The organism is Kitasatospora sp. NPDC052868 (assembly GCF_044547105.1).
Lineage (GTDB): Bacteria > Actinomycetota > Actinomycetes > Streptomycetales > Streptomycetaceae > Kitasatospora.
In genome coordinates, this window is the sequence record NZ_JBITZW010000002.1 from 236,832 (window position 1) to 255,074 (window position 18,243).

16 protein-coding genes are annotated in these 18,243 nt (G+C 72.9%); 2 read left to right on the forward strand and 14 right to left on the reverse strand.

Going from position 1 to position 18,243, the window contains the following annotated elements; all coding sequences use genetic code 11:
- Positions 1 to 47: 47 nt before the first annotated feature.
- Positions 48 to 3,134, reverse strand: a complete 3,087-nt coding sequence (locus tag ACIGZJ_RS04700) for an NPCBM/NEW2 domain-containing protein (protein ID WP_396455923.1) — start codon at positions 3,132 to 3,134, stop codon at positions 48 to 50.
- A gap of 856 nt (positions 3,135 to 3,990) precedes the next feature.
- Here ACIGZJ_RS04700 and ACIGZJ_RS04705 point away from each other — a divergent pair.
- Entirely contained in the window at positions 3,991 to 4,980 is a 990-nt protein-coding gene (locus tag ACIGZJ_RS04705; RefSeq protein ID WP_396455924.1) for an aldo/keto reductase, read from the forward strand.
- Between the two features lie 258 nt (positions 4,981 to 5,238).
- On the opposite strand, the gene ACIGZJ_RS04710 is transcribed toward ACIGZJ_RS04705, so the two are convergent.
- The 6 genes from ACIGZJ_RS04710 to ACIGZJ_RS04735 all read right to left on the reverse strand — a co-directional run bounded on the left by ACIGZJ_RS04710 (position 5,239) and on the right by ACIGZJ_RS04735 (position 11,120).
- Positions 5,239 to 6,315 carry an LLM class flavin-dependent oxidoreductase gene (locus ACIGZJ_RS04710; RefSeq protein WP_396455925.1) on the reverse strand — a complete coding sequence of 359 codons (1,077 nt, stop codon included), beginning with the start codon at positions 6,313 to 6,315 and terminating at the stop codon, positions 5,239 to 5,241.
- 4 nt (positions 6,316 to 6,319) lie between these two features.
- The gene (locus ACIGZJ_RS04715; RefSeq protein WP_396455926.1) at positions 6,320 to 7,225 is read right to left on the reverse strand and encodes an ABC transporter substrate-binding protein; all 906 of its coding nucleotides are present in this window, start codon (positions 7,223 to 7,225) and stop codon (positions 6,320 to 6,322) included.
- Between the two features lie 50 nt (positions 7,226 to 7,275).
- Entirely contained in the window at positions 7,276 to 7,983 is a 708-nt protein-coding gene (locus ACIGZJ_RS04720) for an ABC transporter ATP-binding protein (protein WP_396455927.1), read from the reverse strand.
- The gene (locus ACIGZJ_RS04725) at positions 7,980 to 8,798 is read right to left on the reverse strand and encodes an ABC transporter permease (protein WP_396456228.1); all 819 of its coding nucleotides are present in this window, start codon (positions 8,796 to 8,798) and stop codon (positions 7,980 to 7,982) included. Before ACIGZJ_RS04725 ends, ACIGZJ_RS04720 begins: the two co-directional genes overlap by 4 nt.
- Positions 8,799 to 8,938: 140 nt before the next feature.
- The gene (locus tag ACIGZJ_RS04730; protein ID WP_396455928.1) at positions 8,939 to 9,961 is read right to left on the reverse strand and encodes an NrtA/SsuA/CpmA family ABC transporter substrate-binding protein; all 1,023 of its coding nucleotides are present in this window, start codon (positions 9,959 to 9,961) and stop codon (positions 8,939 to 8,941) included.
- Between the two features lie 127 nt (positions 9,962 to 10,088).
- Complete coding sequence (locus ACIGZJ_RS04735; protein ID WP_396455929.1) at positions 10,089 to 11,120, reverse strand: ABC transporter substrate-binding protein; 1,032 nt, start codon at positions 11,118 to 11,120, stop codon at positions 10,089 to 10,091.
- A gap of 382 nt (positions 11,121 to 11,502) precedes the next feature.
- Here ACIGZJ_RS04735 and ACIGZJ_RS04740 point away from each other — a divergent pair, with 382 nt between their 5' ends.
- The gene (locus ACIGZJ_RS04740) at positions 11,503 to 12,285 is read left to right on the forward strand and encodes an IclR family transcriptional regulator (RefSeq protein WP_396455930.1); all 783 of its coding nucleotides are present in this window, start codon (positions 11,503 to 11,505) and stop codon (positions 12,283 to 12,285) included.
- Positions 12,286 to 12,395: 110 nt separating this feature from the next.
- On the opposite strand, the gene ACIGZJ_RS04745 is transcribed toward ACIGZJ_RS04740, so the two are convergent.
- The 7 genes from ACIGZJ_RS04745 to ACIGZJ_RS04775 form a co-directional block, all read right to left on the reverse strand.
- Entirely contained in the window at positions 12,396 to 13,079 is a 684-nt protein-coding gene (locus tag ACIGZJ_RS04745) for a winged helix-turn-helix domain-containing protein (RefSeq protein WP_396455931.1), read from the reverse strand.
- 82 nt (positions 13,080 to 13,161) lie between these two features.
- The gene (locus ACIGZJ_RS04750) at positions 13,162 to 13,290 is read right to left on the reverse strand and encodes a hypothetical protein (protein ID WP_387945856.1); all 129 of its coding nucleotides are present in this window, start codon (positions 13,288 to 13,290) and stop codon (positions 13,162 to 13,164) included.
- A 222-nt stretch (positions 13,291 to 13,512) separates the two neighbouring features.
- Positions 13,513 to 13,644 carry a hypothetical protein gene (locus ACIGZJ_RS04755; protein WP_396455932.1) on the reverse strand — a complete coding sequence of 44 codons (132 nt, stop codon included), beginning with the start codon at positions 13,642 to 13,644 and terminating at the stop codon, positions 13,513 to 13,515.
- A 152-nt stretch (positions 13,645 to 13,796) separates the two neighbouring features.
- Positions 13,797 to 14,441, reverse strand: a complete 645-nt coding sequence (locus ACIGZJ_RS04760) for a GTP-binding protein (RefSeq protein ID WP_396455933.1) — start codon at positions 14,439 to 14,441, stop codon at positions 13,797 to 13,799.
- Positions 14,442 to 14,457: 16 nt separating this feature from the next.
- Positions 14,458 to 14,787, reverse strand: a complete 330-nt coding sequence (locus ACIGZJ_RS04765; protein ID WP_396456229.1) for a DUF742 domain-containing protein — start codon at positions 14,785 to 14,787, stop codon at positions 14,458 to 14,460.
- A gap of 251 nt (positions 14,788 to 15,038) precedes the next feature.
- Positions 15,039 to 15,458, reverse strand: coding sequence for a roadblock/LC7 domain-containing protein (locus tag ACIGZJ_RS04770; RefSeq protein ID WP_387945850.1), 420 nt, complete (start codon positions 15,456 to 15,458; stop codon positions 15,039 to 15,041).
- Positions 15,455 to 18,205, reverse strand: a complete 2,751-nt coding sequence (locus ACIGZJ_RS04775; RefSeq protein ID WP_396455934.1) for a nitrate- and nitrite sensing domain-containing protein — start codon at positions 18,203 to 18,205, stop codon at positions 15,455 to 15,457. The genes ACIGZJ_RS04770 and ACIGZJ_RS04775 overlap by 4 nt, the downstream gene beginning before the upstream one ends.
- Positions 18,206 to 18,243 lie beyond the last annotated feature (38 nt).

The following is an 18,243-nucleotide window of genomic DNA, read 5'->3' on the forward strand; positions in this document are numbered from 1 at the left end:
CCATGCCGGCGGGCCACTTGAAGGGGTCCGCCGGCATGGGATCGGTACTACCGGACCAGCTTGACCCCGGCCCAGTCGGCGTGGTCGCTGTTGATGCCGTCGCCCGCATCCGTCACCTTCAGCACCAGCGACTTCACACCCGCGATACCGACATCGATCGACGCCGTCGCACTCGACGGCGTCATCACCGCCGGGCTGCCGTACAACTTGACCCCGTCACCCCACACCTCGAACCTGACCGTCGCATTCGCACCGACCTCGTCATCCACGCCCACATCCGACTGGAACCGCGAGTAGCCGCCGTCCAGCGTGTAGGTGATCACACTGTCGGCATGCGTCCCGATCCCCTTCGGATACGCCGTGCCGTTCAACTTGATCGGGTTGGAGTCGACACTCCTGTCCTTGTGCACGGCGCCCCACCCGATCGTGGGGGTACCCGTCCAGTCCAGCTCGCTGAGGGCCGTCGGCGCCTGGGAGCCCCCAACGATCTTGGCTCCGGCCCAGTCGGCGTGGTCGCTGTTGATGCCGTCGCCCGCATCCGTCACCTTCAGCACCAGCGACTTCACACCCGCGATACCGACATCGATCGAGGCGGTCGCACTCGACGGCGTCATCACCGCCGGGCTGCCGTACAACTTGACCCCGTCACCCCACACCTCGAACCTGACCGTCGCATTCGCACCGACCTCGTCATCCACGCCCACATCCGACTGGAACCGCGAGTAACCGCCGTCCAGCGTGTAGGTGATCACACTGTCGGCATGCGTCCCGATCCCCTTCGGATACGCCGTGCCGTTCAACTTGATCGGGTTGGAGTCGACACTCCTGTCCTTGTGCACCGTGCCGGAGCCGCTGCTGGCGTTGCTCCAGGTGAGGTCGCTCAGGTCGACCGTCTGGCCGTTTCCACTGGTGGCGGTGGAGACGGCGACGCTGTTGCTGGACCCGGAGGCGTTCCCCGCGGCGTCGACCGCCTTCACCGTGAAGGTGTACGCCGTCGAGGCCGACAGCCCCGTCGCGGTGAAGCCGGTGCCCGTCGAGGAGCCGATGCGGGTGGTGCCGCGGTAGACGTCGTAGCCGGTCACGCCGACGTTGTCGGTCGACGCCGTCCACGACAGGCCGACGCTGCTCGACGTCACGTTGCCCGCCGTGAGGCCGGTCGGCGCGCTGGGGGCCGTGGTGTCGCCGCCCGCCGCCCCCGCGGTCGCAGTCACGGACGCGCCGCTGACCACCGGCACGGTCACGTAGGACACCGTCTGGCCGTACAGCGACTTGGTCTGCGGCGTCTGCGCGACGCCGTTCACGGTGATGGTGGCGGGAGTGCCGTAGAACTGGGCCTCCCAGTTGACGGTGCCACCGGAGTTGTTGGTCAGCGTGGAGCCGGTCGTACCGTTGTGCTTGAGCTTCAGGTCGTTGTCCCCGACCTTGAGGTGGTCGATCTCCACCCACGGGGTCTCGGCCGTCAGCCGCGAGACGGTGGCCACCTTGTCGTTCGGGGCGTCCGGCTGCACGCCCATCATGCCGTCGATGACGCTGCTGACCGCCAGGAAGGAGACCTCGGGGTAGGAGTTCCTACCCGCCATCAGCTTCTTGAGCCAGCCCCAGCCCTCCTCGGACCGGTTGTACTGGTAGTACATCTCCGGCAGGTAGGAGGTCGCCTCGACGTTCAGGTCGTCGTCGTTGGCGGCGATGAAGTCCAGGTAGCCACTGGTCCTGGCGCCCTGGTCGCCCAGGCCCGTCAGCATCATCAGGAAGCTGGCCTCGTGCCCCCAACTGCTGTAGCCCGTACCGGCGGCGTCCTTGCCGCGCATGTACCGGTTGTTCGACGCGTCCCACCAGTTCCGCTCGAACTGGTCGCGCACCCGCTGGGCGCGGTCGGCCCACTTCGTGCTGTTGGCGGTGTCACCCTTGGCCTTCAGGATCGCCGAGTAGGCCAGCATCGACTGGTACTGGTACCCGAGCGAGTCGGCTGCGGAGACGAGGTTCTCGTTCGGGAACTCGAAGAACGTCGCCGTGTACTCCCCGGGCTGCTTCCTGGAGACCGGCTGCTCACTCGACGGGTCCGCGTCGTTCCAGGTGACCTCATGGCCGGCCAGGAACGGGCCCATCGTCGAGTCGTAGTACGCGGAGAGGGTCGGATCGTTGATCCAGTCCGCGTTGCCCGTCCACTGGTACTGCTTGTACGCCTTGGTCATCAGGTTGAACGGCGAGGGCAGTTCACGGAATCCGGTGCCGTCGATGTAGTACATGGCGCCGGAGGAGCTGTGCGCCCACAGCGGCCAGCCGTTCTGGCCCGGATCGTCGGCGTCGCCGGCGAAGGTCTTCATCATGTTGAACGTCTCGGCGTCCAGACCGAGGGCGTGCGCGCCGTCCGACTGGTGGGCGATGTCCCGGTTGTAGTAGGACTCCCGGTTGGTGTAGGCGCCCCAGTAGCCGGGGGCCACCGCCGTGTGCGCGGGGTTCTGGAGGCGCCACCACTCGGGTTCGTGCCCCATCATCGGGTTCCCCGGGTAGAACGTCATGCCCAGGGCCCGGTCCTTGCCCCAGTTGAAGCCGTCCTTCAGCGCCGCGTTCGGCGAGTCGATGGACAGCGCGCTGGTCGGCGGGCCCACGTGCGCCTGGACGGTGATCCGGTCGACGCGCGGCACCTCGCCGGCCGACGTGGCCGTCAGCTCGATGACGTCACCGGCCTTGAGCCTCACATTGCCCGACGTCCGGGTGTCGATGTTCATCGGGTCGGTGTAGTCGCGGCCGTTGCGCTGGGAGGTCGCCCAGGAATCCACGGGGGTGGAGTTCACGGAGATCCGGTAGGTCACCCCGTTCGCGGTCATGCCGTTGTAGCGCGTGATGAGGTCGTAGGCGCCGTCAGGGCCGTTGAACGTCGTGGTGGCGGTGCTGGTCTGACCTGAAACGCCCCGGACATAGGTGACGTTGTCGACCGTGTTGCCGTTCCAGGTGTGGTTCACCGTCTCCGTCGCGAAGTTGGTCAGCGACATGTTCTCGACTTCGATCACGTAGGGCGCAGCCGTCTGCTGCACGGCCATCGGCTGCGCCATCGCGGTCGCGCCGGGAAGCGCGATCGCGGTGCCGGCCGAGGCGAGGACGGCGGATAGTGCACAGGCAAGAAATCGACGCATGCGCGATCGATCCTTTCGTGGGGGTGTTCCTCGTATCGAGGACGGTCGACTTCGACCGCCCTTCCGTGGGGGGGGTGGAACATGGCCGCGAACGCGTCGGATCCGACGGGCGGCTGAGGTCGCGTCAGCCGGGAGAGGCCGGCTGGGGCGCGCCCGCCTGCGCCCGGGCTCTTCTGCCGCCACTGCAGGCGCGCGGGGATCGCGCCGATGGCACAGGGCGGTTCCGAACAGCACGGGTCCGGTCAGCGCCGCGCCGACACGGTGCGGTACTGACACAGCACAGTGCCGACACAGCGCGGTGCCGGCACAAGGAGACGCGGTACGGGGAGACGCGGTACGGGGAGACGCGGGGCAGGCGTGGGTGTGAGCCGCGCCGAACGCGGCGGCGGGCCCGGATGACTCCTTTCCTCACGCATCGTGTTGAAAGATGTTCAACTGTGTCGCCTATTGAGCACTTTGCAGAGAAGTGGTGTCAATAGTTGCGTCCGGCCCGATCGCGGCGACCACCGCCGGGAGCAGGCCGGGCAGTCCGGCCGAGCAGGGCGCCTCGACGCGCGCGGACCCGAGTGCACCGGCCTGCCCAACGCCGCATATCCGCAGGTCGACGGCCCGACACGGGCGGATGGCCACCACTCGGCAGGGCGGCCGGAGCGGGGTGGCCGCGGGTGGAGCGGCGCAGGCGAGTCGGGATCGGTCACCGGACTTGCAGGGAAAGAGTGACGCAGCTTCAGAAAGTTTTCATCGCTGTATTGCATGTGGCGGCGGGGCGCGAGTAACGTCCTCCCCGCGCACCGCCATACCGCGGGCCCGCGCTCGGTCCTCCCCGGGGCCGCCCCCAGCTGGCAGGATGTCCGACATGACCTACCTCGCCGCGGATGACCGCTACGCCTCGATGACCTTCCGCCGGGCCGGCCGCAGTGGCGTGCAGCTGCCCGCCGTCTCGCTGGGCCTGTGGCACAACTTCGGTGACGCCCAGCCGCTGGAGGTGCAGCGGGCCGTGCTGCGCCGCGCCTTCGACCGGGGCATCACCCACTTCGACCTGGCGAACAACTACGGCCCGCCGTACGGCAGCGCCGAGCGCAACTTCGGCTACCTGTTCGCGCAGGACTTCCGCCCGTACCGGGACGAGCTGTTCATCGCCTCCAAGGCGGGCTGGGACATGTGGCCCGGCCCCTACGGGGACGGCGGCAGCCGCAAGTACCTGCTCGCCAGCCTGGACCAGTCGCTGGGCCGGACGGGCCTGGACTACGTGGACGTCTTCTACTCGCACCGCCACGACCCTGAGACTCCGCTGGAGGAGACGATGGGTGCGCTGGACTCGGCGGTGCGCGCCGGCAAGGCGCTGTACGCGGGCATCTCCAACTACCCGGCGGAGCAGCACCGGGAGGCCGTCGCGATCCTGCGGGACATGGGCACGCCGGTGCTGATGAACCAGTGCTCCTACTCGATCCTCAACCGGTACGTCGAGGAGGGCGTGCTGGACGCCGTCGGCGACACCCAGACCAGCCTGATCGCGTACTCCCCGCTCGCCCAGGGCCTGTTGACCGACCGCTACCTCTCCGGCGAGGTGCCGGCCGGCTCCCGGATGTCGGTCGGGCACTTCCTGCGGGAGGAGGCGCTGACCGGCTCGAAGCTGGAGCAGCTGCGGTCGCTGAACAAGGTGGCCGAGCGGCGCGGGCAGACGCTGGCGCAGCTGGCACTCTCCTGGGTGCTGCGCGACCCGCGGGTGGTGTCGGTGATCATCGGGGCGAGCAGCGTCGCCCAGCTGGACCAGAACATCGACGCGCTGAACGGCGGCCCGCTGACCGCCGAGGAGCTGGCGGAGATCGACACGCTCAGCCGCTGAGCCGGCGGTCACGTGGTGCGGCCCGGAGCTCCCGGGCCGCACCACGTGACCTGCGGGGGCCTCGGGGCGTTGTACCGTCCGCACACGTCCTTCGAGACCTCGGGAGTCCCCGTGCGGATGATCATCCTTCGGAGCATGGCGCGCTTCGCCCATCGGCTGGCACTGACCTCCCCCGTGCCGTTCCCGCTGCTGCCGGGTGCCCGACCCGCGGTCGGCACCCGGCAGCCGCACCACTGGTGACGGTCAACGCCCCTCTGATCAGCGGCGGTTGACGCCCAGCGCCGGCAGGACGGTCTCGGCGACGCGGTGGGCCTCCTCCAGCAGCGGGTTGCCGGAGAGGATGAAGGTGTCCACCCCGAGCGACTCGAACTCCTGGAGGCGCTCGACCACCTGGGCGGTCGAGCCGACCACCGCCGTGCCGGGCCCGGGCCGGAACAGGCTCATCCCGGGCCAGAGGTTCGGGTGGCTCTCCAACTCCCTTGCGCGGGCCGGAACCTTGCCGCCGTGCTGGCGGAACTGCCGCTGCCAGCCGACCCCGTCCTCGCTCCGGGTGTCGCCCAACTGGCGGGCGTAGGTGGCCTCGCTGGTGACATCGAGCAGCCGGTCGGCGGCGGCCCAGGCCTCGTCCTCGGTGTCGCGGACGATCAGGTGCAGCCGCAGCCCGATCCGCAGGCTGCGCCCGTACGCGGCGGCGCGCTCGCGGACCAGGTCCAGCTTCTCCCGGAGCAGGTGCGGCGGTTCGCCCCAGGTGAGGTAGACGTCGACGTGCTCGGCGGCCATCTCGATGCCGGCCGCCGAACTCCCGCCGAACCAGAGCGGGATGCCGCCGGGCTGGACGGGCGTGAGCTCGCGCAGGCTCGCCCCGGCGTTCCTCAGGTCGTAGAACTCGCCCTTGTGGTCGAAGACCTCGCCGGCGGTGAGGCGCTTGACGATCGACCAGTACTCGGCGCTCAGCCGGTAGCGGTGGTCGTGCTCGACGTCCAGGCCGTACTCGCGCAGTTGCGCGGTGGAGCCGTTGACCACGTTGAACCGCAGCCGGCCGCCGTGCAGATGGTCGAAGCTGAGCGCCATCTTGGCCAGCAGGGTGGGCGAGATCAGCCCGGGGTGGACGGCCAGCAGCGGCTTGAAGGCCGGACCGGTGGCGGCGGCCAGCGCGTTGCCGAGATCCCAGACGTCGTACAGGTCCGTCGCGAGCAGCGCACCGGTGTAGCCCAGGCGCTCGACGCTGCCGGCGAGTTGCTGGAGGTAGCGGAGGTCGACCGGGCGGCGGCCGGCCGGCTCCCAGGGGTAGTGGCCCTCGCGCGGGATGATGTACCAGAGGAATTCGGAGGCCATCGGGTCAGACCGCCTTGGCGAGCGCGGCGGCCACCGGGGCCTCCAGGGCGGGCAGATGGGCGTCGGCGACGGTCAGCGCGCGGTCGATGAAGCCGACCCCGTGGAAGATGTCCGCGGCCTCCTGCTGCTCGGCGACGAAGGCGGCGGTGGCGGGCTCCAGCCGCCAGGGCAGGCCGGCCAGCGCGCTCCGCCAGTCCTCGGCCGAGCCGCCGAGGTCGGCGGCGGCGATCGCGGCGGCCTCGGCGAGGTTGGCGGCCACCCAGGCGTCCGCCCGGCGCAGCGCCGCGCCGATCGCGGCGACCGCCTCGGGTCGGTCGGTGGCGAAGCCTCGGCGGGTGAAGAACACCGAGCGGTCGGTGATGACGTCGCCGGTCCGGATCAGTTCGCGGAACCCTCCGGTCCGGCGGGCGGCGGCGAGTTCGGCGCCCTGGGCGATCCAGCCGGCGATCTCGCCGTCGCGCAGCCGCTGCGCCGGGTCGGTGCCGGCCGCGGGCCGTACGGGGGTGATGTCCTCGGCGTAGGAGAGTCCCTCGGCGTGCAGGGCCTTGGCGAGCAGGTGGGTCTGCCAGGAGCCGATGCCGAGGACGACGGTGCCGCCCTTGAGGTCGGCGACGCCGTGCACCGGTCCGTCGGCGCGCACCAGCAGGGCGCCGTGGTCGGGGCGGGGCGCGGACACCGCCGCGTACACCAGGTCGTGGCCGGCGGCCTGGGCGGTGACCGGCGGGGTCGAGCCGGTGCCGCCGAAGTCGATCGTGCCGTCGGCGAGCAGCTCACCGGTGCGGGTGCCGTCGGTGTAGTGGTGGAACGCGCCGGTCTCGCCGAGCGGGGCCAACTCCTCGTCCAGGTAGGTCAGGCGGGAGAGGTAGTAGAGCGAGGGGTTGCTGGCGTGGACGCCGAGGGTGATGGCCATGGGGATCTCCAGGGGGGCGAGCGGGGGCGGGCGGGGGCGGGTGGAGGGGGTCAGTGGACGCCGAGGTCGGCGAGCAGGCGGCGGCGCAGCTCGGCGAAGGCCGGGTCGGCCGGGTCGCGGGGGCGGTCGACGGTGACGTGCTCGTCGCGGACCAGCCGGCCGTCCCGCAGGACGGCGACCCGGTCGGCGAGCCGGACGGCCTCCTCGACGTCGTGGGTGACCAGCAGGACGGCCGGCCGGTGGCGGCGGACGAGGTCACCGACCAGGTCCTGCATGCGCAGCCGGGTGAGCGCGTCCAGGGCGGCGAACGGCTCGTCGAGCAACAGCAACCGGGGCTCGCGGACGAGCGCCCTGGCGAGCGCCACCCGCTGTGCCTCGCCGCCGGACAGCGTGGCCGGCCAGGCCTCGGCGTGCTTCTCCAGGCCGACCTCGGCGAGCGCGGCGAGCCCGGTCTCCCGGGTGGCCGCACCGCGCGGCAGGCCGACGGTGACATTGGCCAGCACCCGCTTGGACGGGACCAGCCGGGGCTCCTGGAAGACCACCGTCCGCACCGGCGGGACGAGGACGGTGCCGGCGTCGGCCCTGTCCAGTGCGCCGAGGATCCGCAGCAGGGTGGTCTTGCCGGTACCGCTGGCACCGAGCAGGGCGACGAACTCGCCGCGGGCGATGGACAGGTCGACGCCGTCGAGGACGGCCCGGGTGCCGAACACCCGGCGCAGTCCGCGCAGGTGCACGGCGGGGGTCGCGAGGGTGGTCATCGGGCTGCTCCTTGGGTGGCCTTGCGCCAGGGCATCAGGAACCGCTCCAGCAGCCGGACGACGCCGTCGGCGGTGAGGCCGAGCAGGCCGTAGATCAGGATGCAGACGGCGAGGATGTCGGTGCGCGAGTAGTTCTGGGCCTGGGCCATCAGGTAGCCGATGCCCTCGGTGGAGTTGATCTCCTCGGCGGCGATCAGCGCGATCACGCTGAGGGTCATCGACAGCCGGAGCCCGGAGAGCAGCGCGGGCAGCGCGCCGGGCAGGACGACGGTGCGCACGATCGCCCAGCGGCCGAGGCCGAAGCTGCGCATCGCCTCGATCAGCTTGCGGTCGGAGTTGCGGACGCCGCCGGAGGTGGAGACGTACATCGGGAAGCTGGTGGCGACGCCGATCAGGGCGATCTTGGCCGTCTCGGTGATGCCGAACCAGACCATGAACAGCGGCACCAGCGCCAGGAACGGCACGGTCCGCAGCACCTGGACGGCGGAGTCCAGCAGTTCCTCGCCCAGTCGGAAGAAGCCGGTGACCACGCCGAGCACCAGGCCGGTGGCGGCGCCGAGGAGCAGGCCGAGGCCGGCCCTGGTGAGCGAGACGGCGAGCGCGTCGGTGAGCTGGCCGTTGCCCCAGAGCTCGCCGACGGCCTCGGCGACCTGGGCGGGCGAGGCGAGCACGTCCTGGGTGAGCGCGCCGGTGGCGGAGGCCAGGGCCCAGCCGCCGAGCAGGGCGAGCGGGCCGATGGTGCGCAGGACCAGGGCGAGGGCGCGCGGGCGGGGTGCGGGCAGCCGGGTGCGGGGGGCGACCAGGCCCGCCTCCAGGGCGGCGGCGGTGCCGGTGGGGTCGGCGGGAGGGCCGGCCGGGGTGCCTTCGGGGGTGCCTTCGGGGTCGGCGGGAGGGCCGGCCGGGTTGTCGGCCGGGGGCTGCGCCGGCACCGGCGGGGTCTCGGTGGCCGGGGCGCTCACTTGGCACCGCCCACGAGCCCGTTGACGTCGATCAGGTACGGCTTGACGTCCACCAGCTGCTTGGTGACCTTCTGGTCGGCGAAGAACGCCGCGACGGTGGCGAACCGGGCGGTGTCGGCCTCGGAGATGGCATCGGCGGTGGCGCCCTGCTTGACCACGTTGATCGCGACGTCCTTCTCGGCGGCGGTGACGGCGGTCGGCCCGGAGTCGGTGAAGACGTTGAGGTAGCCGGCCGGGTCGGCCTTCTCCTTCAGCCCGTTCTCGTGCAGGTAGGTGTAGAAGGCCCCGACCACCTCGGGGTGCTTCTCGGCGAAGCCGTTGCGGACCGCCCAGACGGCGTAGTTGTCGGAGCCGACCTCCTTGCCGTCCACCAGGAAGTGCGCGCCGGAGTTGGCGATCGACGGGGTGGAGAAGGTGTTCCAGGTGGCCCAGGCGTCCACCTGGCCGGAGTTGAAGACGCCCGAGGTCTGGTCGGCCCGCAGGTAGACGCGTTCGACCTTGTCGGCGGGCACGTTGTTCTTCGCCAGAGCCTTGAGCAGCAGGTACTCGCTGGTGCCGCCCTGGGAGACGGCGACCTTCCGTCCGACCAGGTCCTGGACGCTCTTGATCGGGGAGTCGTTCTTCACCAGGATCCCCTCGCCGACGCCGTCGGGGGCGGTCTGGGCGAACAGCTTGAAGCCGGGCTTCTGGGCGAGTGCGGCGACGGCCGAGGTGATCGAGCCCTGGGCGACGTCCAGTTGGTCGGCGGAGAGCGCCTGGGCGGCGGGGGCGAACGGCCCGGCGCTACCGGTCCAGGCGACCTTGGCGTGGACGGCGGCGAGGGCCCGGTCCAGCGAGCCGTCCTTCTTGCCGAGGGCGAGGAATCCGTTGTTGCCCGGGTCGGGCAGGCGCAGTACCACCTCGGCCTTGCCTCCGCCGTCGGCGGAGGCCTTGGCGCCGTCGGTGGACGAGCCGCAGGCGGCCAGGGCGGTGGTGGCGAGCAGTGCGGTGGCGGCGAGGGCGAGGCGGTGGGTCTTCACGGTCGACTCCAGACGGGTGCGTCAGCCAGGGGCGGGTCTGACGGATGACGGGCGGTGAGCAGCGGGCGGTGAGCAGCGGGCGGAGGCGGACAGATGACGGATATCACCATCTGCCGCCCGGCGGTCGCTATCCGTGCTCGGCGCTGCGGCGGCGGTCCAGCAGGGCGCGGGCGGCACGCAGGGGCTCGGGGTCGGCCCAGCCGCGGATGTCCACGGCGGCGTCGAGGAAGCCCTGCCGGTGGAGGAAGCGCTCCTGCTGCTCCAGCAGGCCGAGGCGCTCCTCGGAGAGGTCGAGGTGCAGGGTCCGGTGGCTGCCCGGTGCGTAGGCCCCGGCGACGCCCTCGGCGCCGGCGCCGGTCTCGGCCTGGAGGATCCGGACCACCTCGGCCGGGTGTTCGGCGGCCCAGTCGGCGGCGTCGAGCAGGACGGCGAGGAAGCGGGTGACCAGGTCGGGGTGGTTCTCCAGCAGGCTCTGGTGGACGGTCACCGGCCTGGGGGTGCCGTTGTTGACCCGGGTACGGCGGTCCGGCGCGGTGTCCAGCTCGACCGCGACCTCGGCGCCGATCCGGCGGGCCGCCTCGACGGCCAGCGCACCCTTGACGTAGACGGCGTCCACGGTGCCGTCCCGCAGCGCGGCGAGTTCGGCGGCCCACTGTCCGCCGCCGGGCGCGGCCGGGACGTCGACCAGCCGGGCGTCGTCCAGGGTGAGCCCGGCGAGCGCGAGCGCACCGTGCAGCCCGGACAGGGCCATCGCCCGCCAGAAGTCGATGCCGATCCCATGACGTGGGACGGCCAGCCGCAGGCCGCGGAGCTGTCCGGGTCCGGTGATGCCGCTGCCGGCCCGGACCAGGACGACCTGGCGCTCCTCGATCCAGGTGAGGCCGACCAGCCTGGTCCGCTCACCGCGTGAACGCGCCCACAGCGCGGGCACGTTGCCCCCCTCGCGGAACAGGCCGGGGAGCGCGTGGGTGTAGTGGTGGTCGGCGGCGACCTCGGGCGGGGCGTCCTGGAGCGAGCGGACGGTGATGCCGTCGGCCGCGAACTCCCGGGCGAGCCGGCCCTGGTCGGCGGCGATGCCGGTGGCGGTGGGGACGGGGCAGCGGGTGAACCAGAGGGTGTCCGGGGCGGCCTGGACGGTGCTGCGGGCGTGGCTGGGCACGGTGGCGGGTTCCTCTGCGGCTGGGGGTGCGCGGGCGCGGCGCGGCACAGGGCGATGGGAGAGCGCGGGGTGTGCGGAGGTCGTCGGACGCGGTGTGCGTCAGCGACAACAGGGGCAGGAGGCGGGGCACCGGTGGGTCGTCACGGCGCTGCTCCTTCCTGTCGGGGTGTCATCCGGGCACCGGGCCTTGGCCGTCCGGTGCGATGTGCCGAGCGTTCCACGGCCCGGGAGCGCGAAGCAAGCTTTTGCCACATGGTGGGATCAGTTGTTCATGAACGCCATCCCATTGCAACGCCATCGACACAATTCCGCAGCACCGGCTGCCATAGTCTGGAAGGGCTTCGGTGAACCCGCCGGAGCCCCGGACAGAACGCGAGGTGCCATGGCCGAGGCCGCGACCGCCGCCCAGAGCCCGCCGGCCGGCGCCCAGGCCGTCCAGCGCGCGCTCGGACTGCTGCACTGTTTCCACGACAACGGCCCCGACCTGAGCGCCTCGGATCTGGCCCGCCGGATGGGGCTGTCGGTCTCCACCGCACACCGGCTGGCCCGCACGCTGGTCAGCGCCGCGTTCCTGGAGCAGGACGGGCAGACCGCCCGCTACCGGCTCGGTCCGGCGGTCGCCGAACTCGGCCAACTCAGCTTCCACCAGCGCGGGCTGCACCTGGCCGCCCCCGAACTCGACCTGCTCTCCCGGCGCACCGGCGCGACCGCCGACCTGGCGATCCGCAGCGGCCCGCACGCGGTGATCCTGGTCGGCGCCTCCGTCCGCCCGGACACCGGGCTGGGGCTGCGCCGACCGCTGCACTCCACCGCGCTGGGCAAGGTGCTGCTGGCCTGGCCGCGCCCCGGGGACCCGGGTGCGGCGGCGCTCGGCCCGCTGGAACCCTTCACCCCGCGGACGATCACCGAACCGGAGCTGCTGGCCGCGGAGTTGGCGAAGGTCCGGGCCGCCGGGCACGCGCTCAACGACGGCGAGTCGGCCACCGGGGTCCGCACGGCGGCCGTCCCGGTGCTGGACCACGCCGGACAGGCCCGGTTCGCCCTGGCCGTCCGCTCGACGCCGGCCCATCTGACGGACGACCGGCTGGACTGGTTCCTCGGGCATGCGCGGACCTGTGCGGCAGCACTGGCCGTCCTGCTGCTGCCGCCGGAGCACCGGGCCTGACCTTCGCCGATTCCCCTTTTCACCACCATGCCTGACGTGACGTCAGAACACGAGCACCGGCCCGGCGCTCACCAGGGAACGCCGGGCCGGTGCACAGGGTTCGCAGCGGGTCAGGCCACCGGGGTGTACTTGTAGCCGACCCGACGGACCGTCACGATGCTGTCCCGGTAGGCGACACCGAGCTTGCGGCGCAGCCGGGCGACGTGGACGTCCACCGTGCGGCCGTCGCCGACGTGGCCGTAGCCCCAGACCGCCGAGACCAGGTGGTCGCGGGTGTGCACCCGCTGCGGGTGCTCGGTGAGGTGGGCCAGCAGCTCGAACTCCAGGTAGGTGAGGTCGAGCAACCGCCCGTCGACGTAGGCGTTGCGGCGCTCCACGTCCACGCTGATGCCACGGCCGGCGGGCCGGACCGGCCGGACGGCCGCAGCGGCGGGAGCGGTCGGGGCGGGAGCGGCCGGGGTCGCGGGCGCCTGGGCCGGGGAGTCCTCGGCGGGCACCAGGACCAGGTAGCCGACCATCGGGTTTCCGGCCGCAGCGCCGAACTGGGCGCCGTACTGGGCGAGTAGGGCCTGCGACAGTGCGCCCTGCGGCAGTGCGGCGACGACGGCCGCACCCTCCGGCAGTGCGGCGAGCAGGGCTTGCGGCGCCTGGGGTGCGGGGGCCTGCGGGGCGGCCGAGTGCTGCGGGGCGGCGGCCCCGCCGTGCCAGCGGTCGGCGGTCGAGGGGACGGACCGGACCGCCCGCAGGTGCGGGGTCGCGGCGGGGAGGGGAAGGGTGGCCGTGGAGGAGGACATGATGCCGCTCATTTCGCGCGTGACGGACGGGGTGGAGTCGTCTGCGCGTCGACCGGGCGTGCTGCCGGGGGCTGATCCGAAGTCAGCGGGCGGAGAGCCGGGACGCGCTGGGCGAACCCGGACACGTCTGGTCGAACAGGTGCGGCTGCCGGGACGGCCAGAACGGCTCGAGGTCGAAGCGACCTCGGCTGCTGTCCACGACGTTGTTCATGCGCCTATTCAACCATGTGAACGGACCGTTGCACCGCACCGGTTGTGTCGCCCCCGTCACGCAGACGGTAACGGCGGCGGCAGGGATGGAACGTACGGGGTTCACTGGTGCTCTCCGCGAAGCGGGCCTGGGATTTCCGGCCGACAAGCCGGAATACGCGTCCGGGTCGACGAGTTGGCGGAATGCCGGAGGGTTACCGACAGACCGGGAGGGGTCGCTCGGTCACCGACAGCAGGCGCTGCAGATCAACGCGTGGTCGATGTACCGGCGGATCGTCAGCGCCGGAGTGACCGGTGCGAGCGGCCGGACCGGGGCGGGCGTGACGGCGGGCGACCGACGGTCAGTGGTCGTCATGGTGCCCTCCCCCCCTTGCTGCTCCCGGTGCGCCCCGACGGTACGGCCGGGCGGCTTCGACCCAGAGCCTTCCACGCCGGGCCGGGCAAGGCAACCTCCATGTCGCCGAATGTCCGGGATGCGGACGGCCCGGTGAGACGGCGGGGGTCGGCTCAGACCCTCGCCGGGGCTCCCCGGTGCCGCGCGGCCGCGTGCTCGACCAGCGCGACCAGCAGTTCCTTGCCGTCCTCGCGGCGCCTGGCGTCACACAGCAGCACCGGGACCCCGGGGTCGAGGTCGAGCGCGTCGCGGACCTCCTCAGGGGTGAACACCTCGGTGCCCTCGAAGCAGTTCACCGCCACCACGAAGGGGATGCCGCGCTGCTCGAAGAAGTCCACCGAGGGGAAGCAGTCGGCCAGCCGCCGGGTGTCGGCGAGTACCAGCGCGCCGAGCGAGCCGCGCGCCAACTCGTCCCAGACGAACCAGAACCGGTCCTGGCCGGGGGTGCCGAACAGGTAGAGCGCGAGCCCGGGCCGCAGGTCGATCCGGCCGAAGTCCATGGCGACGGTGGTGGTGCGCTTGGCCTCGACACCCGAGGTGTCGTCCAGCGGGCGGCCGAGTTCGCTCAGCTCCTCCTCGGTGCGCAGCGGGCGGATCTCGCTGACCGAGCCGACCAGGGTGGTCTTGCCCGCGCCGAAGCCGCCGGCTACCAGGATCTTCACCGCGACGGCCGGGCCGCCGCGCCAGTGCGGGTCGTTGCCGCCGACGCGGTCGTTGCCGCCGGAGGGGTCGGCGGTGGCGGCGGTCGCGGGGGTCATGGCGGTCCCGGGGTGGTCAGAGCGCACGGAGTCCATTGATCACGTCTCGCAGCAGGCGCTCGTCCGGGAGCTCGGCGAGCGGAACGGGTCGGGTGACGCTGATCAGTTCGGCGTCGTAGAGGTCGCCGAGCAGCACCCGGACCACGCTGACCGGCAGGTCGGTGTAGGAGCCGAGTTCGGCGACGGAGAGCGGCTCCCGGCGGCACCAGGCCAGGATGGTCTGGTGCTCCGGGTCGAGCACGTGCGCGGGCACGGCCCCCGCGGCCGGCCCGGGCTCGGCCGCGGTGACCAGGGAGATCAGGTCGAACAGGCCGTCCTCGACCGGCCGGGTGCGGCCCCGGGTCATCGAGTACAGCCGCACCACCGGTCCGGCGTCGTCGTCGAACCAGCGGTCGTCGACCGGGGTGCGCGGCCGGAACAGGTCGAGGTCGGGCTCGTCCTGCTCCGGGCCGTCGTGGTCCTGGCCGTCGCGCCCTTTCGGGCCCTGGTCGCCCGCGTCCCGGCCGTCCGGCCCGTCCTGGTCCGGGCCGTCCTGCGCCGGGCCCCGGCCGGGGTCGTCCGGCCCCGGTGTCGGTTCCTGCTCCGCCATCAGGCCGCTCATCTCCCCGGCGGGGCCGTCGCCGTTCGCGGCTCGGCGGCCAGGTGCTCGCCGACCCGCTTGACCAGCAGGGCCATCTCGTAGGCGATCTGGCCGATGTCCGCCTCGGCCTCGCTCAGCACCGCCAGGCAGCTGCCGTCACCGGCGGCGGTGATGAACAGGAACGCCTCGTCCAGCTCGACCATGGTCTGCCGGACGCCGCCGACCTTGAAGTGTCCGCCGGCCCCCTTGGCCAGGCTGTGGAAGCCGGCCGCGACGGCGGCCAGGTGCTCGGCGTCCTCGCGCTCGAGGCCGCCGGAGGCGCCGGTGGCCAGCCCGTCGCTGGACAGGATCACCGCGTGCCGCAGGGCCGCGACCCGGCCCACCAGGTCGTCCAGGAGCCAGTTGAGGTCCCCGGACGGCTGCGTCGAAGTGGTCATGAATCTGTTCCTTCCGCTGGAGCGCGTGGTGCAGGTGGTGCGGGTGGAGCGAAGGGTGCGGGTCGCACCCGTGGTGTGGGTGGCGCGGCGGGGATCCTCCGGACGAGCGGCGCGGTGGCTCCGGGGGGCGGCGCGGGCAGCGCCGCGGGGGCGGGCGCCGGGGCGATCGCGCGGCGGGACGGGTCCGGGGGCTCCCAGGCGGGCACCGCGACGGGACGGGCGGGTGCCGGCGGTGCCGGGACGCTCGCGCCACGGCCCCGGGTGAAGCCGCGCTGGAAGGAGGCGAAGGTGGCCCGGGCCTCCTCCGGGGAGCGCTCGCGGGCGGGGTCGGGGGCCGCCGCCGGGGCGGCCTCCTGGACGGCGCGCTCCTTGAGCTGCGGGGCGAGGTTCGCCTGCCGGACGCGGCGCGGCAGCGCTCCCGTGGCCGCACCGGTACCGGGTCTGACGTCCTCGACGGGTCTCGCGCCCGCGGCCGTGCCATCCGCACCGGCCGTACCGTCCGCGACCGCCAGGCCGTCCACGGCCGGGGCGTCCTGTGCCGCCAGGTCCTCGCGGCGGTGCCGTCCGGTCCCCGGCGACTCGCCGTCCCCGGCGGGCGCCGAGACCAGGACCGGTCCGCCCTTGGTCCGGGCCCGGCGCGGCAGACCGCCCGGAGTCCGGGCCGGCTCGGGCGCCGACGGGCGCGGCCCGCTGCTCCCCCGGTGCCGCCCGCTCTGCGGGGTCTGCGGCGCACGGGCGTCGGCGAGCGCCGGCACCGCCACCAGGTCCCGCTGCCCGCGCCTCGCGGAACCGGCACCGGTCGGGGCGGACCGCGGGGCGGCCGCGGCGGCGGGCGGTTCGGGCAGCCCGTCCGGGGCCTCCGCCAGGAGCTCGCGCGGTATCAGCACCACGGCCGTCGTCCCGCCGTACGGCGAGGGCCGCAGGTGCACCCGGATGCCGTGCCGCCGGGCCAGCCGGCTGACCACGAAGAGGCCCAGCCGGTCGGTGTCGGCGAGGTCGAACTCCTGCTCCACTGCGAGCCGCTCGTTGATCTCGGCGAGCGCCGACTCGCTCAGCCCGAGGCCCCGGTCGTCGATCTCCAGCGCGAAGCCGTGCGCCACCACCTCGCCCTGGACGGCGACCTGGGTGTTCGGCGGGGAGAACACCGCGGCGTTCTCGACCAGTTCGGCCACCAGGTGGGTGATGTCCGCGACCGCGCTGCCGAGCAGCCCGGTACCGGGGAACGGCCGGACGCTCACCCGGGCGTAGTCCTCCACCTCGCCGACCGCCGCGCGCACCACGTCGACCATCCGCACCGGCTTGCGCCAGGCCCGCCCCGGCGAACCGCCGGCCAGGATGATCAGGCCCTCGGCGTGCCGGCGCATACGGGTGGTGAGGTGGTCGACCTTGAAGAGGTCCTCCAGCTCCGCCGGGTCCTCGGTGCGGCGCTCCATGGTGTCCAGCAGGGTCAGCTGGCGGTGCAGCAGCACCTGGCTGCGCCGGGCCAGGTTGACGAAGACCGCCGAGACCCCGCGCCGCAGTTCGGCCTGTTCGACGGCGGCCTCGACGGCGGCCCGCTGCACCGCGTTGATCGCCCGCCCGACCTGGCCCACCTCGGCCGGACCGAACTGCAGCTCCGGCGCCTCGACCGCGACGTCCACCGCCTCGCCCCGGCGCAGCCGCAGCATCACCGAGGGCAGCCGGGTGCCGGCCAGCTCGTTCGCCGCGTTGCGCAGGCCGATCAGCTCGCGGGCCAGGCCGCGGCCGATCCGGTAGGAGATCACCACCGACAGCACCACCGCGACCAGGCCGATCGCACCGGCGATACCGCCGCGCCAGAGCAGGTTGATCGCGTACGAGCGCTCGCGGTCGGCGATCGCCGCGGCCAGGCGGGTGTTGATCGCGGCGAGGTCGCCCAGCGCCCGGTCGGCGGTGTCCCGCCAGGCGTCGCCGTTGATCGCCTGGACCACCCGCTCCGGACCGCCGGCGCCCACGAAGTCCGCCTCGGCCCGGGCCAGCGCGGCCCAGGCCTCACCTCCGCGCAGCGCGATGTAGTCGGCCTGGTCCGCCGGGTCCAACTCGATGACGTAGACGGTGAACAGCGCCTGCTGGTTGTGCAGCGCGTCCAGCGCGACCTGGAACTGTTCGGCGGTCGGGCGGCTCTTGGCGCTGCGCAGGCCCTCCATCGCCGAGTCCTCCTGCGCGAGGTACTCGCGGGCGCGTGCCAGCTCGATCAGGATGGTCCCCTGGCGGGGCAGTTGGCCGCTCTGGCGGGCGACGAAGGCGGAGCGGAAGCCGAAGATCGGCTTGACCAGGTCGCTGTACTGGCCGAGGGCGAACTCCCAGTTCAGCGCGGAGCGGTTGATCTGGCCGCGCAGCGGGGTGAGTTGGTCGGCGGCGGCGAGGATCTGCAGGAAGCGGCCGCGCTGCGCGGCGTCCAGCTTGCCGCCCGCGCTGTTCTTGCGCTCGCGCAGGACGGCGAGGTCCCGGTCGGTGGCCGCCTGGGCGCGCTCGAAGGCGTCCCGCGCGGCTCCCGACGCCGGGTCGGCCAGCCGCTGGACGGCGGCCCGGCGCTCGTTCTGCAGGTCCCCGGCGTACCGGTCGAGCGGAGTCCCGAACTCCTTGTACGTACTGGTGACCTCCAGCTGGCCCCAGACGTCTCCCGTGGTGGCGAGCGTCGCGTACGCCCACAGGGCGGTGAGCGCGACGATGGGCACCAGGAGCAGCGCGATGATCTTCGCGCGGATCGAGCTGCTGCGCAGACGCATGGAGTCCTCGGTCGGGAAGTGCCAGGCGCGGACGGGGA